A 16,310-nucleotide genomic window follows, 5' to 3' on the forward strand; every position below is an offset into this window, starting at 1 on the left:
AGAATTTTGTAAACGATGCTTTGCGTGAATCAGCGAGTCCTTACATTGGGATCAGCAGCATCCCCCTGTTCTCAACAAACTCGCCGGCAAGGTCGTTTTCCTGCTGGATGGCACTGACGGACGTACAGTACGTCCGGGCAATGTTCCACAGGCTCTCGCCTGAGTCTGCAAAATAAATACTGAGCGCGGCGGAAGTATCCTTTGCACGCGGCCGGTCTTCGTCCGCCCGTACGTCGGAGATAATCTTCAAGCTGCTCTGACTGGTGACTTCAGTACTCAGCCGCAGCTCCGTCTTGACCTCTATCCCGCCGCCTGTGATGCGGTAGCTGATGCCCGCTACGCTGAGCTCCGGCGCGCAGCGAACGCCTTTGGGCTTCTCCGCGCCCCACGGGTGCGTATATTCAAAGTCGAGCATGCGCTCGGTGTAAAACGGCCGGTTTTCCTGGTTTGCAGCCAGGATACAGACATTGAATTTTCCCTTAAAGACGATTTGGCCGTCCTGCTCCGCAGCGTTGACCGCGGATAGTTCGTTCCAGATGTCAAACACCTTGGTAATACCGGTGTCCTCCAGGGCAATGCTGTTCTTTTGCAAAATGGAATCGCTCAGCAGTTCCACCACTTTTTCCACAGTTTTCTGCTTATAGCCGATTTCCAGCTCATATTCTTTGGAATAGGCGTCCGTCACGACGGTGACCTCCGCGCCCTGGTAGGCGACCGCCTCGGCGTACAGATTCACCTGCGACTCAAAGTAAGTCTTATCTCCGGAGTAATCGTTTTTCACCTGAATGGACAGTCCCGCGACGCTCAGTTTGACGTTACAGAGGCAATCGTCCGTCAGATCATTGCAATCCAGCATCTGGCTGAAGGGAATCGCATATTCCATAAGCTCCAGCATGCTTTCGTCCAGCACGGAGGAATACAGAATCTTCAGGTTGACCTCGCCCTTGACCATCAGCTTGTTTGCCACCAGCTTAGAATCCTGCAGATTCACGTAAGCGGTGGAACGAAGGATGTTTTCCGCGCCCGGCTTGGAAGACGGCAATTCCAGCGTCTCTTCCACGCTGAATTGCTGGCCGCAGAATCCGGCGATGCGGCTGTATGGCATCGAACGCTTCTGCTGCTCCACCTCGTCGCTGTCAATGTGACAGACCACCTCGCTCTCTGTCCGCCCAATCACCTTGGCGCAAACGGAGAAGGCTCCGTGGATATCCAGGCGGCGCGGGCTGGTCGCGCGGCAATTGATATACTCCACACGGGTAAACGCGCAGACATGCGCGTGGTCCACCGCCTGCTTCATGGTAATGGCGGCGAAGAATGAACTGCTGTTTTCACAGCACCGCAGGGTGTTTCCCCCCGCGTCCAGATAAAAGATCTTGACATTGTACGTTCCTTCCAGCTCCAGGCGGTCCCCCATGACATTCCTCCCCGTGATGCGGGGATAGACCTGGCACTTCAGGATGCGCTGTATGTCCGGGCAGTAATCCGGCAGGCTGATGTCAAGGTCTACCGGCTGCTCCTGACATCCGTCATAAATGATTTCGCCGGCGGCCAACGCCTCACGGTTAAGCATATAATCCATTCAGGCTCTCTCCTTTTCCTGTTTCTGTCTAATTGTTATTCGGCTCCTGTCCATTTTATGCTTTTCCGCAGAAACAAATTGGGCCCGCCGCGGAGAAAATCCCCGCGGCGGGCCTAAAAACAAAAAGCCGGCTGTTTCCAGCCGGCCGGTTCGTCACTGTTCCTTTTTAATATGGAACATTTTGCGAAGTACAAATCCCCAGAATTTGGAACCCTTGACAACGACTACTTTCATGACGAAAACCTCCCAATTATGTTCAGCTCCGAAGGAGCGCTACGCCCAGCACAACCATAATGATCGCTACAACGAACATGATCAGGCCGATCGGGCAGAAGCAAGAGCATACGAGGCCCAGTCCAAACGCTATGGCATACTGCCCCACTCTGCAGCAGGTATTGCCTTTAAAGCAGCAGTTTCCTTTGCAACGCATTTTCCATCGCCCCGTTTCTCTTATGTCTTATTAGCAGTATATACACGGGGCGGAAAATTGGTTCCAAATAAATTTATGCGTCCTTCTGGATGACAATCAGCGCGTCTCCACTGTGCACGATGACCTGCGCCGGATCGTTGATGATCTGGTTGCTGCAGCCCAGCGGGAAATTAGAACGCAGCGGGTACTCATCCAGCGGGTATTTCATCCCCTCATAGCTTACCGTACAGACGGCGCAGCCAAAGGGAAACGCGGAAAAGGTCGCGCCGGCTAATCCACGCAGAACCATGCGCCCGCTTTTCAGCAGGAGCACACTGGTGTTTCTGTCCGCCAGCACCGCATGACAGCCTTGTTCCGCCAGGTACTGCAGCACGCAGAGGTTGGCGATGGAATGATCAAACCGCTCCCCGCCCAGCGCGCCGGCCAGTACAAATTCCCGGAAACCGCGCCGCAGCCCTTCCCGGACCGCCGCCATCATATCGGTATCGTCCTTCTCCGGTTTCAGGCGGATCGTTTCAATTCCTTCCGGCAGCTCGCCCCGCAGGGAATCGAAGTCGCCGATCAACAGATCCGGCCGCAGGCCATACGCTTTCGCTGTGTCCACACCGCCGTCCGCGCAGATGATATAGAAGGATTCCGGCGGATATTCCTCGAAAACCGTTTTGTCCGCCAGCGGCGCTGAACCGATAATCATACAGCGTTTTATTTCATTTCCCATTCCTTCAGGTCCTTTACTTCGTTATACATCGCCACATAGCTCTCGTGACGGCTGGGATGAATTACCCCTTCCCGAACCGCCTCGAGCACCGCGCAGCCTTTCTCGCAGGTATGCGAGCAGGACGGGAATTTGCATGCGTTTAAATAGGGCGCAAACTCCCGGAAGCTGAACTGCAGGTTCTCCTTGCGGATCAGATCGCACTGCTCCATGTTGATGGAGGAAAAGCCCGGCGTGTCCGCTACATAGCCGCCCCCCGCCAGTTTTAGCAGCTCCACCTGCCGGGTCGTATGGCGGCCCCGCCCCAGCTTCTGACTGATTTCGCCCGTTTGAAGCGCATACGTCTCATCGACGCCGTTGAGCAGAGAGGATTTCCCCACACCGGAATTCCCCGTAAACGCAGTGATTTTCCCTTTGAGTAAAGCGCGGACCTCCGCGACGCCCTCTCCCGTTACGGAAGAAACCGTAAAGAAGCGAATGCCCGCCTTTTCATAGATTTCACGCAGCCACTCGCCGTCCTGCAGGTCCGTTTTAGAGACAACCACAACCGGCTCGATCTCCTTATCCTCCGCCGCTGCCACGGCCTTGTCGATCAGCAAAGGATTCGGGGAGGGATCGCACACAGAAGTCACTACGATCACCTGGTCGATGTTGGCAACGGGCGGACGCGTCAAAAAATTTTTGCGCGGCAGAAGGGACTCGATCAGGCCCGTCCCGTCCGGGTCTACGCTGATCTCCACCCGGTCCCCCACAAATGGCGTCATCCCTTTTTTGCGGAAAACGCCCCTGGCTTTGCAGGTATAGATTTGATCGGCAGCCTCTACATAGTAGAAGCCGCCGATCCCTTTCATAATCAATCCGTTCAACTGTTCCATCACGCTCATTCCGTCGGTGTAATCGGCAGATGGGTCGGGAAGTCGCCATCCAGTCCATAGTCCGTGTCTGTTCCGTCGCCCTCCGGGCTGGAAGAATTCACCGGCGGAACATACGGATAACTCTCCACCTGACTGGGCTTGCCTGTATCGAAGTCCATAATGAACACCGCATATTTGCTGCCGTCCAGCTCCACGACAAGCGTTTTTTGGCCGCTGGTGCCCGTCACTTTAATGGTGCAAAGGTTATTGTAAGACGGATTCACCGTCTTGATGCCGTCGTCCATCACGGTTCCATCCAGATAGGCCTTGAGCTGGATATCGTGCGTAACACTCTGCGGCAGATGGATATTCGCCTCCAGCGTCTTTTCCGACTGCTTGCCGGAGCTGACCACGAGGTTGACTTTGGAATCCTTGTCGACCGGGACGCCAGGCAGCGGATTCGTCTCAATGACGGTATTCTCCGGCTTGTCGCTGTCGTCCTTCATCGTGACCTCTCCCACCTGCAAACCGGCAGCGAGAATATCCGCCTTCGCTGCTTCGATATTCTTATCGATCACAGACGGCACCGGGATTTGTTCATTCTCCGGGCCCTTGCTGACCAGGATTTTGACGGTGCTTCCCTCCGGAGCGGTCGCGCCGCCCTTCGGCTCCATATCGCAGACGTAGCCCTCCGCGGTCTGGTCGTTGAAAACTTCCACGACACTGACGACAAATCCTTCGTCCTTCAGACGTTTTTCCGCATCCGCCTGCAAACGGTTCGTGACGTCCGGGACCGGCACAGCCTTTGCGCCGCTGTTGATCACCAGGATGACCTCCCCGTCCTCTTTGACCATCATCCCCTCCGAGGGCTTCTGACTCAGGACGATACCGGATTCCTGTGTGGAATCCTCCTTGGTTTCAATAGTAAATTTAAACTTGTAGGTCTCGTCGTTTTGTATATCGCTGTATTTCATACCGACGAACTTTGGCATTTCGATCGTGTCTGACTCCGTCGTGCTACAACTCCGGAAGATCGCCGCAACGCCAATGCTGAGCGCCACGATCAGGAAGGCCGCCAGAACGCCCAGCATTGCCATCATGGGTTTCTTGCTGTTCTGCTGCTTCCTGCGCGGCGGCTCCTCTTCTTCGTACTCGTATTCGTAGTTGTCGTTGTAAGCCGCCAGCTTGCCGTTGCGCACAGAACTGACCGCATTGACATATTTGGTCGGCTTTTCATCGATAAAGTATTTATACTGGAAGCTAATGCTGGGATTGCGCTGGAACGCCTCGATGTCCTCCAGCATCTCCGAGGAAGACTGATAGCGCTGCGAGGGGTTCTTCTGCATCGCCTTCATGGTGATCTCTTCCAGCCCCTCCGGAATGGCGGGATTGATGTCCCTGGGCGGTCTCGGGTCCGCCTGCAGCTGCATGATCGCAACGGATACCGCATTGTCCGCTTCAAACGGCAAAGTGCCGGTCAACATCTCATACAGCATGACGCCGACCGAATAAATATCGGCCTTGTCGTCGGTTACGTCGCCGCGCGCCTGCTCCGGTGCGATATAATGCACGGAACCGATCGCCTTGTCGGTCATGGTGCGCGTCTCACTGCGGGAGAACCGCGCGATGCCAAAGTCCGTCACCTTGATGGCGCCGTCCTGCAGCAGCATGATATTCTGCGGCTTAATATCGCGGTGCACAATGCCCTTACTATGGGCGTGCTCCAGCGCGCGCAGGATCTGCACGGTGAAATGGATTGCTTCCTTCCACTTGAGCTCCCGCTGCTGGTCAAGGTATTCCTTCAGCGTAATTCCGTCGATATATTCCTCGACGATGTACTGAATGCGGTCTCCAAAGCTGACATCATACACCTTTACAATATTGGGGTGAGAAAGCACCGCAATGGCTTTGGATTCATTTTTAAACCGGCGGATAAAATCCTGGTTCTCCAGGTATTCGTCCTTCAGGATTTTGATCGCGACCGTCCGATCGTCAATAATGTCATATGCGCGGTAGACCCACGCCATTCCCCCCACGCCGATCAATTCATGAATTTCATAACGCCCATCAAGCCTTTTTCCTGTATACTTATCCATGCAACATCAACTCCAATACAGTTAGTGTCGGATGACGGCTACGGTGACGTTGTCTCCGCCGCCGCCGGCTTTGGCCAGTTCCACCAGCCGTTCCGGAAGCAGCCGGGTATCCAGTTCCCGGACCAGCCGTTCCATCTGCTCTTCATCCACATAGTTGGTTAATCCATCCGTGCACAGCAGCAGGATGTCGTCCTTGGTAAATTTACATTCGCAGTAATCGATCTCTATACCGGATTCCACACCCAGCGCGCGGGTAATTATATTCTTCTGCGGGTGCCGCCTGGCCTGCTGTGTGGTGAGGTCCCCGCTGTTAATCAATTCCTGCACCATGGAATGGTCGGTCGTGATCTGCCGGATGCCGTCCGATCCAATCATATACGCCCGGCTGTCCCCCGCGTGCGCAATATGCGCAATCCCACGCGAGACAATTGCCGCAACGACTGTTGTACCCATCCCCTTGAGCTGCTCTTCCTCCTGCGCCCGGTCGTAGATCGCCACGTTGGCGTTGAATATTGCGGAAATCATCAGGTTTTTAATTGACTGGTCGCTGATATGTTCGCTGCCCGAGGAAAGAATCTGCTCCGATATTTTATCCACAGCGATCGCACTGGCGATATTGCCGCCGTTCGCACCGCCCATTCCGTCGCACACAACTGCCCACGCCGTATTACCGGAGAGCACGCCCGCCTTTACCGCATCCTGGTTGGAATGGCGTACCAGGCCGATATCAGTTTTCATGTAGATTTTCAATACCGGCCACCTCCTCCTGATATCTGCGTTTCAATTGCCCGCAGGAAGCGTTGATATCCGAGCCAAGCGTCCGCCGCACAGTCGCGGTGATCCCTTTTTCGGACAGGATTTTAATAAACCTTTGTATCTGCTCCTGGGAGCTTTTCCGGTACCCGTTTCCCTGCACCTCGTTGACCGGGATCAAATTGACATGGCAGAGCATCCCATGCAGACGGCGCGCCAGCTCCTTTGCGCAGTCCGCGCTGTCGTTGACGCCGCTGATCATCGCATATTCAAAGGAGATGCGCCGCCCGGTTGTATCCGCATAATAACGGCAGGCCTTCAACAGCTCTTCCACGTTCCACCGGCGGTTAACCGGCATGGTCCGGGAACGGATCGCGTCGTTCGGCGCGTGCAGGGACACGGAGAGGGTCAGCTGCAGCCTGCGGTCCGCCAAATCATAAATCCGGTCCACGATACCGCAGGTGGAAAGGGAAATATGCCGCATACCGATGTTCATACCGTCGTCTGAAGAGACCAGCTCCAAAAAGCGGAGCACGTTTTCGTAATTGTCCAGCGGCTCCCCCATCCCCATCAAAACAATATTGGAGATGCGGACCTGCCGGTCCTCCTGCGCCGCCTGCACCTGTGCCAGCATCTCTGAGGGCGTTAGGTCGCGGGAAAAGCCGCTTTTTCCCGTTGCACAGAAAGAACAGTTCATTTTGCAGCCCACCTGGCTCGAAATACAGATGGAATAGCCATGGTGATACTCCATCAGCACGCACTCCACGTGCTCCCCGTCGGGCAGACGGAGCAGATATTTTACGGTGCCGTCCAGCTTGGAAACCAGACGCTGGGCAACCTCCGCCACCGCTATGTAGTAGCGCTGCGCAAGCGTCTGACGAAACGCCTTGGACTGGTCCGACATTTCCTCAAAGGATTTCACGCCGCGGTGCAGCCATTTATACACCTGCAAAGCACGAAAAGACGGCAGGCCGTCCGCGGTGAACGCCTCCCTGATCTCCGCAAGCGTCATCGATTTGATGTCCTGTAAACTCAAGTTCATTCTCCTACCCTTTGAAAGGAAGAAATAAAAAAGCCGTCCGTCCCATGTACATGCGGCATCAGAGTGAGCTGGTACGCCGGCTCCGGGATCGCATGCGGCAAATTTTGCGGCAGGGACAGCGGTTTGGGGCGGAACTCCGGATGCTCTTTTAAAAACCGCTCCGCAACCCCCGCGTTCTCTTTGGGACGCAGGGTGCAGGTGGAATAAAACAGAAATCCGCCTTTTTTTACCAATTCCGAGGTTTTACTCAGAATACCGTACTGCAAATCCGGCAAACTGTCAAGAGTGGATTCCAATTTATAGCGGATTTCCGGCTTTCTCCGGATGATTCCCAGCCCGGAACAGGGCGCATCGCACAGGACGCGGTCCGCCGGCTCCAAAGGCTCCTTTGGCTGCAGCGCGTCCCGTATCCCGGTTTTAATACAATCCAGCCCCAGCCGCTGCGCGCCGTCTCGGATCAAACGGACTTTTCCTTTATACTTGTCAAAGGCCAGCACAGTCCCCCGATTCTGCATGGTTTCCGCGATGGTGAACGCCTTGCCGCCGGGCGCGGAACAGACGTCGATCACCCGCTCCCCCGGCTGCGCGCCAACCAGACACGCGCATAATTGGGACGAAAGATCCTGCACATGGAACAATCCATCTTGAAAAGCCTGCATTTTCCCAATAGAACCGGTATTTTGCACGCTGGCAGCACACGGAACCCCTGTAACGGCTTCCACCTTTACATTTTCTTCCATCAGCTGCTGGAGTAAGTATGCCTCATCGCCTTTTGTATTATTCAGCCGGATGTAGACCGGCGGATGGCCAGCCAAAGATTCCAGCAGCTGCAAGGCGCAATCCGCCCCATAGGAACGCTGCCACAGAGCAATCAGCCACTGCGGACAGGAGTACTTGACGCTGAGATACAGCAGAGGGTTCTTCTTTTCTGAAGGCATCGGCAGGTTTTCCAGACTCCGGATCAAATTCCGCAGCACCGCATTGATAAAGCCCGCGGCCTTTACAGCTTTATTTTGCTTCGCCAGCTCTACAGAGACGTTTACTGCCGCGCTGTGCGGGATTTTTTCAAGATATAAAATCTGATACGCGCCAATGCGCAGAATTTCCCGCACCTGCGGCGTCATTTTCAGCACCGGCGTTTTGGAAAAACAGCCGATGAGATAGTCCAGCGTCAGGCGGCGTTCCAGCACGCCATAAAAAATAGCGGACGCCAGAGCCGCGTCGCGCGGCTCCAACGCAAACTGGACCAGGGTTTTATCCAGCACCAGGTTGGAATATCCCTCGTTTTCATCCACATGCAGCAAAGCCGCCAGCGCGGCTGCTCTTGCATCCGCCATATCAGTCGCGCCTCCGGTTTCCAAAAATCAACAGGAGCCGCAGCAGGGACAGCAGCGCCGTAAAGGTCGCCGCAACATAGGTCATCGCCGCCGCCCGCAGCACTTTCTTCGCCCCCAGCAATTCCTGCTGGTCCAGAATCCCCGTCTCATCCAGCGCGCGCAGAGCGCGTGCGCTCGCGTTGAACTCCACCGGCAGCGTTGCCAGCTGTAACAAAACGCAGAGGCTGTACAAGGCGATTCCAAGGGTTACAAAAAAGTCGTACTGCACCGGCAGCAGCAGGCCGATAAAAATCAGCGGCATGGACAGCCGCGAGCCGAATTGCGTTACAGGAACCAGCGACGCGCGGATCTTGTTGGGCAGGTACCCTTGCGCATGCTGAACGGCATGCCCCGCCTCATGCGCCGCCACGCCGACCGCAGAGATGGACGAGGAAGCATACACCGGATCGGACAGGCTGATGACGCCGGTAGAAGGGTTAAAATTATCGGTCATACTGCCGCCGATGTGCTGAATCTGCACGCCAAACGCGCCTCCGTACTGCATCACCCGCTGCGCGGCGTCCGCTCCGGTCATATGGCGCGCAGTCATAATGCGGGAATACTTATTGAATGTGGAACTTACCTTGATCTGTGCGTACATCGAAATGATGATCGCGGGAATCATGATTATAAAAGAGCGATAATCGAAATAATACAATCCCATATCTTTTGTTTCTCCTACTGATTCAGAAGATGTCAGCCCAGCACGCCGCCCTGGTCCAGACGATGGCCGCAGAGAAAATCCTTTCCCTTCATCCGCTTACCGCCCTCGTATTGGACCTCCTGCAGCTCCAGGGCCGATTGTCCGCCGCAAGCGACGATAAAACAGTCCTTGCGCGCCTGCACAGTGCCCGCTGCGCCGCCGAACCCGGGAACCACCCGGGCGCGGTGAATTTTCAGCCGCTTGTTCTGATAATGGGTAAACGCCACCGGCCACGGGGAAAGACCGCGCACCAGATTGTGGATTTCCTCCGCCGGTTTGCTCCAATCGATGTTCCCAAGCTCCTTGGTCAGCATGGAAGCATAGCTGGTTTCTGCGTCGCCCTGCGGCGTGCGCCGCACGGTTCCGTTTTGAAGGGCTTCGATCGTCTTAACGATCAGCTCTGCGCCCATCCGGGAAAGACGGTCGTGCAGCTCTCCGGCGGTTTCCTCCGGGCCGATCTCCGTTTCCGCCTTCAGCAGCATATCGCCGGTATCCAGCCCTTCCGCCATGTACATCGTGGTCACGCCGCTCATCGGCTCCCCATTGATCACCGCCCACTGGATAGGGGCCGCGCCCCGGTACTTCGGCAGCAGAGACGCATGCACGTTAATACACCCATAGCGCGGGATCTCCAGAATTTCCTTCGGCAAAATTTTCCCATATGCCACCACAACGATGCATTCCGGGCACAGGTCCTGGACCTCTTTTGCGGCCTCAGGTGTGCGCAGCGTTTTAGGCTGCAGGACCCGCAGGCCGTTTTTCTCCGACAGCACCTTGACCGGCGGCGGCGCCAGTGCGTACCCCCTGCCCTTCGGTTTATCCGGTTGGGTATAAACCGCGCAGATCTCATGTCCCGCGTCCAGCAGGCTTTGCAGGCACGGGACCGCAAATTCGGGCGTACCCATAAATATCATCCGCATTTTCCATCATCCTATCCGGGACTCGCCCGCTTTTTTCCGTTCTTATTGCAGCTTTTCCAGTTCCTCTTCCGTCAGCATCCGGGTTACATGCGCCTTGAAAACCACGCCGTTCAGGTGATCGATCTCATGGCAGCAGGCGGTCGCCAATAATTCCTCGCCCTCCAGGTCAAAGAATTTCCCCTCCCGGTTCTGCGCACGCACCACCACGCGCATGGGACGCTTGGTAAAGCCGTACAAGCCCGGAAAGGATAAGCAGCCTTCCACGCATTCCTGCTCGCCGCTCTGCTCTACAATCTCCGGGTTAATCATCTCTATTGGGCCGCTGCCCACATCGATCACCACAATCCGGCGGCGGATCCCCACCTGCGGCGCCGCGAGACCGACGCCGTCGGCAGATTTCATGGTTTCAATCATGTCGTCCAACAGGACGCCCAGCTTTTCATCAAATTTCTCGACCGGGCGGCACACCTGTGTGAGGATCTCGTCCCCGTCCTTGACAATATTACGAATGGCCATTCTATTTCCTCCATTTTCTGCATTCTTTGTTTTATAATATCATATCGGGATTCATATCCGCAAACGCCGTTACGTCCGCAAACCGCTTTTCTTTTGCAAAGGCAGCCAGCAGCCGTGCGACCATCTGGCGAAAGTTTCGGCTGTTGCGGCATTTCATAATCAATTTATATCTATATTTATTGCTGACCTTGCCGATTAATGCCGGTGACGGCGGCAAAACACGCAGCGGCTCCCGTTTATACTCGGATTCAGCCAGACGGCGCAGCATATCCATAAACGACTGGCTCGCCTGCGCAACCTTGGACTCCAAAGTTCCCACAAAGCCGATCACACACAAATCTGCAAACGGCGGATACAGCATCGCCTTGCGCAGCGCGATCTCCCCCTCGTAAAACGCGGGGTAATCCTGTCTGGCCGCCAGAGACAAAACCGGGTTTTCCGGCGTAAATGTCTGGATCATCGCTTCCCCGGCAAACTGCCCGCGGCCCGCGCGGCCCACCACCTGTGTGAGCAGGTCAAAGGCGCGTTCATAGCTGCGGAAATCGTCTCCATATAAAGCCTGATCCGCTGAAAGCACGCCGACCAGCGTGACATTTTCAAAATCCAGCCCTTTGGCGACCATCTGCGTGCCGACGATCACGTCGTATTCCCCGCCGGAGAAGCGGCGCAGCTTGTCCTCATAGGCAAAACGGGACATCGCAGCATCTGTATCCAAACGCAGAACGCGGGCGTCGGGTAAAAATTCCCGCAGCTGCTCTTCCGCGCGCTGTGTGCCAAATCCGGAATAGTAAACCTTATCCTCATGGCAGACCGGACACTCTTTTGTAAAAGGGATGGAGTACCCGCAGTAATGGCACATCAGTCTTTGGTTCGCCGCGTGGTATGTCAGTGAAATACTGCAATTGGGGCAGGTCATCACCTCTTTGCAGGCTTTACAGCTTACAAAAGTATTGTAACCCCTGCGGTTCAGCAAAATGATAGACTGTTTGTGAATTTTCAAATTTTCTTCCAGGCCAGCCAGCAGCTCCCGGCTGAAAATGCTGTCGTTACCCGCATCCAGCTCCCGGTTCATATCCACAAAGCGGACTTCCGGCAGCTTTGCGCCCCCGTAACGGACTGTCAGGCGGTTCAACGAGTAGCGCCCGTTCTGCGCAAGGTAGTAGCTCTCCATGGACGGAGTCGCGGAGGCCAGCACCAGCAGCGCCTTGTGATAAGCGCATCGGAATTTTGCCACGTCCCGCGCATGGTACCGTGGCGACGACTCGGATTTATATGTATACTCCTGCTCCTCGTCCATGATAATCAGGCCGAGGTTTTCAAACGGCGCGAAGACCGCGGACCGGGTCCCCACCGCAATGGAAACCTCTCCCCGCCGCACGCGCTTCCACTCATCCAACCGCTCCGAAAGGGACAAACCGCTGTGGAAAACCGCCACGCGCTTCCCGTATCTCCGGTGGAACAATGCCAGGCTCTGCGGCGTCAGGGAAATCTCCGGTACCATCACAATGACGTTTTTTCCATCCGCCAGCACCTCGTCAATCAGCCGCATGAACACGGAGGTCTTTCCGCTCCCCGTCACGCCGAACAGGAGCGACGCGCCGCCCGCCGCCCGCCGGTACTGGCCAAGCAGGTTTTCAAAGGCCGCCTGCTGCTCGCCGGATAAGACGATCTGCTCCGTTTGTCCCGGTTCTTTGATGTCCTCGTACGGATTACGGTAAATTTCCGCCTCGTAATAGCGGACCAATCCCTTCGTCACCAACGCGTTGACAACGGCAGGCGTGACCCCGGCAAAATAGCACAGCTCCTTCAGCGATGCGCTTCCCGTATCCGCAAGAATTTTACACACGCTCTTCTGTTTCGGCGTCAGTTTTGCCGGCAGGGTTTCCCCCTCAACAAGACGAACCATTTTCTGCGCCGCGTCCTTAATCTGCCGGACGGCAGAGCCGCTTTTCTCCAAAATTCCCTCTTTGAAGAGCTTTTCCGGCGTCGCGCTGTCGCGGGGAAGCCCCAGGGCTTTCAGCAGCTTTTCGCGCTCCACCGGCTTCTTCCGGGTGTACAGGTATTGTAAAATCTGCCGCTCCGGCGCCGGACGTGCCGAATCGTCCGCCTCCCGGCCCGCCCGGGAAACCGTGTATTCCGTTTTCAGCTTTAAATTGATTCCGGCGGGCAGCAGCAGCTTCACCGCCTCGAACAAGGTACAGAACGTCCGCTCTTTGAGCCAGGGAACCAGCAAAATGCCCTCTCTCGAAAGAAGCGGCGCTTGATCCAGCACCGCTACCACTTCTTTGATTGGATTGTCTGTTTCATTTTCCCGGGAAATCTCCAGGATCATTCCCAGCCTCCGGCTGTTCGCTGTTCCAAAGGGCACCAGCACGCGGCAGCCCGGGCGGGCCGCTTGCGCCAGCTCCTGCGGAACCAGATAGTCAAAGGCCTTGTCAAAATGATAGGCGGTATTCTCAACTGCCACCCTGGCATACAACGCCGGCATTACGCCTCCGTGTCGTCGTCGTTCGGCTCAGGCGTTTCGATGATCTTAAACTTATGCTGCGCATAGTCGTCCAAAGCCAAATCCACGGGCTTGACAATCAGAATATCCCCCTTCGCCTCCGCTTCCGCCGAGATTTCCCGCGCTCTTTTCGCAATGCCCACCACAAAGGAATAACGGCTCTGATTCGGACCCAACATAGAATCTTTGATCGGTTTAATCATAATTGCAGAACTCCTTCTATTGTATCAAGATTTCTGTCCTTCTTATATTTCTCAGCGGCAACGATGTGCTGGATCGCAGCCACGGCGTTATCCACCGTGTCGTTGATGACAACATAATCATATGCCTTAGCCTGTAGAATTTCCTGCCGGGCAGCCTGCAGACGCTTTTGGATGGCCTCCTCGGATTCTGTACCGCGGTCGCGCAGGCGGCGCTCCAGCTCCCCAACAGAGGGCGGAAGAATGAATACGCTGACGCAGTCCGGGCATTTCTGCTTGATCTGGCCGCCGCCCTGCACCTCAATCTCCAGGACAACGTCGCTGCCGGCATCCATCCAATCCCGGATGGGCTTTGCCGGGGTCCCGTAATAATTGCCGCAGTACTCCGCGCTTTCCAGGACTTCTCCATTCTGGCGCATCGCCAGGAATTGTTCCTTTGTGACAAAAAAGTAATCCCGGCCGTCCACCTCTCCCTCGCGCGGGTGCCGCGTGGTGGCGGATACCGACAGGCGCAAATCCTGGCTCTTCTGCAAGAGCGTATGAAGAATTGTATCCTTGCCCGCGCCGGAAGGGCCGGACAATACAATCAAAAGACCCTTAGTCATCCTCGTCGATTTCCTCCTCGTCGTCCAACTCGTCGTGGTCATTGAGGCGGTTGGCAACCGTCTCCGGCTGCACGGCGGAAAGAATGACATGGTCGCTGTCCGTCACGATCACCGCACGGGTGCGGCGGCCGTACGTTGCGTCAATCAGCGTACCTTTTTCCTTCGCATCCTGAATGATGCGCTTAATCGGGGCGGACTCAGGGCTGACAATCGCAACCAGCCGGTTGGCGGATACCATATTGCCGAAGCCAATGTTAATCAGTTTCATTTTAAAAATGCCTCCTCAAGCCGGTCTTTATTCAATATTTTGGATTTGTTCCCTGATTTTCTCAATTTCCGCTTTCATATCCACCACCAGATGGGCAATCTGCGCATCCACCGCTTTGGAGCCGATGGTATTCGCTTCCCGATTCATCTCCTGTACCAGGAAATCCAGCTTTCTTCCCACCGCCGCATCTGCACGCAGCATATGATCCAGCTGGTCAAAGTGGCTGCGCAGGCGGACGGTTTCCTCCGCCACGGCCACCTTATCCGCAAAAATAGCAGCCTCCGTAAGAATCCGCTGCTCGTCCACCTTCGCATCCGCCAGCATTTCGTCCAGCCGTGCCTGCAGCTTCTGCTGATACTCCGCCACGGTCTGCGGGGAGCGCTCCTCAATCTGCGCCACCAGATCCAGGATCGTCCGCGCGCGCAGTTCAATATCTTCCTTCATGCGCGTCCCCTCACGCTCCCGCATCCGCACAAAGGAACCAAACGCTTCCTCCGCGGCCTTTTGGACCGCTTCCCATATGGAGTCCTCGTCCTCGGGCGTCTTGTGGATGGTAAAGATGTCGGAATACCGGGCCAGCGTACCAACGGACAAATCATCCCGCAACTGGTACCGTTCCGCCAGCTCGCGCAGCGCATGGACATACCCCGCTGCAAGCGAGTGGTTCACCAGTACCTGCGCATCCGCATCCTCCAGCGTCTCAATGGAAACATACACGTCCACCTTGCCGCGTGCAATTTTTCCCTGCAAATAAGATTTTAACTTTTCCTCCAAAAAGCCATACCCACGGGAGATGCGCGAGGAAAATTCGAAATACCGGTGATTGACCGATTTCATCTCCAGAACAATGCCGCGGCCGTTGATGACTCCCTCAAACCTGCCGTAGCCGGTCATGCTTTTGATCACATCATCATCTCAATTCAAAATGTAATTCATACCTTCTCAGGGACAGCGCGCCCCAGCTTTTTACATATGTTTTTATTGTAACAGCTTGAGGTATCTATTGTCAAGACGGGGACCGCCCTTCTTCTCTCTCCCGTTTTCTCCTTTTTACGCGCATTTTGACCGGCAGTTCCAGATTTCCCTCCGGAAAATGGCAAGACCCGCGGAAGCGCTCCGCGGGCCGGTGCTACGATATAAATTCCCGGACTCTTGGCACAATTCCCGGCAGGCCAGCCACCACCAGCACATCCTCTGCCTGGAACCGCACATGCGGACCCGGGGACAAAAGAATTTCCTCACCCCGGCGAATCGCCACGATCGTCCCCCCGGTGTTCTGCCAAAAGCCCGATTCCCCGATGCTCTTTCCCCTCAGGGAAGAAGTGGAGGGAATGGTGAAATCATAGTTGCGAAGCAGATCGCTCTCTGCAAAACGCCCGTTCAAATCGGTAATGCGATCCATCAGCTCCAAAATCTGGTCGTTCAAACGGTTGCGCTGTTCAATCAGGCGGTGCATCTCCCGCTTCAAATTTCGGGTGTTATGATCCAGCTGAAATTTTTCCGTATAGCTGACCGCGTTTCCCTGAGACACCACGGTTGAACCGACGTTGTCCTGCGTTTCCACAACGCCGGCGTCCGCAAGACAGCGCACCGCGCGGCGGATCGTTTCTGAGGAAACACCGTACTGCGCCGCCAGAAGAGACCGGCCGCTCAGCCGCTCTCCTTCGGCAATCACGCCTGCGGCGATCTTTTTTGCAATATCAAACGCCACCTGCTCATAAATCGGCGGATTGGGGCTGCTTTTCAT

Annotated in this window: 17 protein-coding genes; all 17 read right to left on the reverse strand. The window is 55.6% G+C overall.

What is annotated here, in order from left to right:
* Positions 1–40 precede the first annotated feature (40 nt).
* The 17 genes from I4V53_RS00790 to I4V53_RS00870 all read right to left on the reverse strand — a co-directional run bounded on the left by I4V53_RS00790 (position 41) and on the right by I4V53_RS00870 (position 16,310).
* Positions 41–1,579, reverse strand: a complete 1,539-nt coding sequence (locus tag I4V53_RS00790) for a DUF3794 and LysM peptidoglycan-binding domain-containing protein (RefSeq protein ID WP_195983518.1) — start codon at positions 1,577–1,579, stop codon at positions 41–43.
* Positions 1,580–1,835: 256 nt separating this feature from the next.
* Positions 1,836–2,009 carry a hypothetical protein gene (locus I4V53_RS00795; protein ID WP_195891801.1) on the reverse strand — a complete coding sequence of 58 codons (174 nt, stop codon included), beginning with the start codon at positions 2,007–2,009 and terminating at the stop codon, positions 1,836–1,838.
* Between the two features lie 73 nt (positions 2,010–2,082).
* Entirely contained in the window at positions 2,083–2,727 is a 645-nt protein-coding gene (locus tag I4V53_RS00800) for a thiamine diphosphokinase (RefSeq protein ID WP_207747801.1), read from the reverse strand.
* Positions 2,712–3,599, reverse strand: a complete 888-nt coding sequence (rsgA, locus tag I4V53_RS00805; protein ID WP_195983519.1) for a ribosome small subunit-dependent GTPase A — start codon at positions 3,597–3,599, stop codon at positions 2,712–2,714. Before rsgA ends, I4V53_RS00800 begins: the two co-directional genes overlap by 16 nt.
* Positions 3,600–3,604: 5 nt before the next feature.
* Positions 3,605–5,674 carry a Stk1 family PASTA domain-containing Ser/Thr kinase gene (gene pknB, locus I4V53_RS00810; RefSeq protein ID WP_195983520.1) on the reverse strand — a complete coding sequence of 690 codons (2,070 nt, stop codon included), beginning with the start codon at positions 5,672–5,674 and terminating at the stop codon, positions 3,605–3,607.
* 21 nt (positions 5,675–5,695) lie between these two features.
* A complete protein-coding gene (locus I4V53_RS00815) occupies positions 5,696–6,424 on the reverse strand; it encodes a Stp1/IreP family PP2C-type Ser/Thr phosphatase (protein WP_195983521.1) in 729 nt (242 codons plus the stop codon).
* Entirely contained in the window at positions 6,402–7,439 is a 1,038-nt protein-coding gene (rlmN, locus tag I4V53_RS00820) for a dual-specificity RNA methyltransferase RlmN (RefSeq protein ID WP_502709347.1), read from the reverse strand. The genes I4V53_RS00815 and rlmN overlap by 23 nt, the downstream gene beginning before the upstream one ends.
* A 26-nt stretch (positions 7,440–7,465) precedes the next feature.
* A complete protein-coding gene (gene rsmB / locus I4V53_RS00825) occupies positions 7,466–8,806 on the reverse strand; it encodes a 16S rRNA (cytosine(967)-C(5))-methyltransferase RsmB (RefSeq protein WP_195983523.1) in 1,341 nt (446 codons plus the stop codon).
* Between the two features lies 1 nt (position 8,807).
* Positions 8,808–9,509: a zinc metallopeptidase gene (locus tag I4V53_RS00830; protein WP_195983524.1), complete on the reverse strand. Its 702-nt coding sequence runs from the start codon at positions 9,507–9,509 to the stop codon at positions 8,808–8,810.
* 32 nt (positions 9,510–9,541) lie between these two features.
* Positions 9,542–10,468, reverse strand: a complete 927-nt coding sequence (gene fmt, locus I4V53_RS00835) for a methionyl-tRNA formyltransferase (RefSeq protein WP_195983525.1) — start codon at positions 10,466–10,468, stop codon at positions 9,542–9,544.
* A gap of 42 nt (positions 10,469–10,510) precedes the next feature.
* The gene (def, locus tag I4V53_RS00840; protein WP_195983526.1) at positions 10,511–10,984 is read right to left on the reverse strand and encodes a peptide deformylase; all 474 of its coding nucleotides are present in this window, start codon (positions 10,982–10,984) and stop codon (positions 10,511–10,513) included.
* 31 nt (positions 10,985–11,015) lie between these two features.
* The gene (gene priA, locus I4V53_RS00845) at positions 11,016–13,472 is read right to left on the reverse strand and encodes a replication restart helicase PriA (RefSeq protein ID WP_195983527.1); all 2,457 of its coding nucleotides are present in this window, start codon (positions 13,470–13,472) and stop codon (positions 11,016–11,018) included.
* Positions 13,472–13,693 carry a DNA-directed RNA polymerase subunit omega gene (locus I4V53_RS00850; protein ID WP_050697942.1) on the reverse strand — a complete coding sequence of 74 codons (222 nt, stop codon included), beginning with the start codon at positions 13,691–13,693 and terminating at the stop codon, positions 13,472–13,474. Before I4V53_RS00850 ends, priA begins: the two co-directional genes overlap by 1 nt.
* Positions 13,690–14,295 (reverse strand): guanylate kinase, encoded by a 606-nt coding sequence (gmk, locus tag I4V53_RS00855; protein WP_195983528.1) that lies wholly within the window; start codon positions 14,293–14,295, stop codon positions 13,690–13,692. The genes I4V53_RS00850 and gmk overlap by 4 nt, the downstream gene beginning before the upstream one ends.
* Positions 14,288–14,563 (reverse strand): extracellular matrix/biofilm regulator RemA, encoded by a 276-nt coding sequence (gene remA / locus I4V53_RS00860; protein WP_050697940.1) that lies wholly within the window; start codon positions 14,561–14,563, stop codon positions 14,288–14,290. The genes gmk and remA overlap by 8 nt, the downstream gene beginning before the upstream one ends.
* A 27-nt stretch (positions 14,564–14,590) precedes the next feature.
* Entirely contained in the window at positions 14,591–15,469 is an 879-nt protein-coding gene (locus I4V53_RS00865; RefSeq protein ID WP_195983529.1) for a YicC/YloC family endoribonuclease, read from the reverse strand.
* Between the two features lie 223 nt (positions 15,470–15,692).
* On the reverse strand, positions 15,693–16,310 hold the full coding sequence (locus I4V53_RS00870) for a TrkA C-terminal domain-containing protein (protein WP_195983530.1): 618 nt from the start codon (positions 16,308–16,310) through the stop codon (positions 15,693–15,695).

Source organism: Clostridium sp. D33t1_170424_F3, from assembly GCF_015667585.1.
Taxonomy (GTDB): domain Bacteria; phylum Bacillota; class Clostridia; order Oscillospirales; family Acutalibacteraceae; genus Anaeromassilibacillus.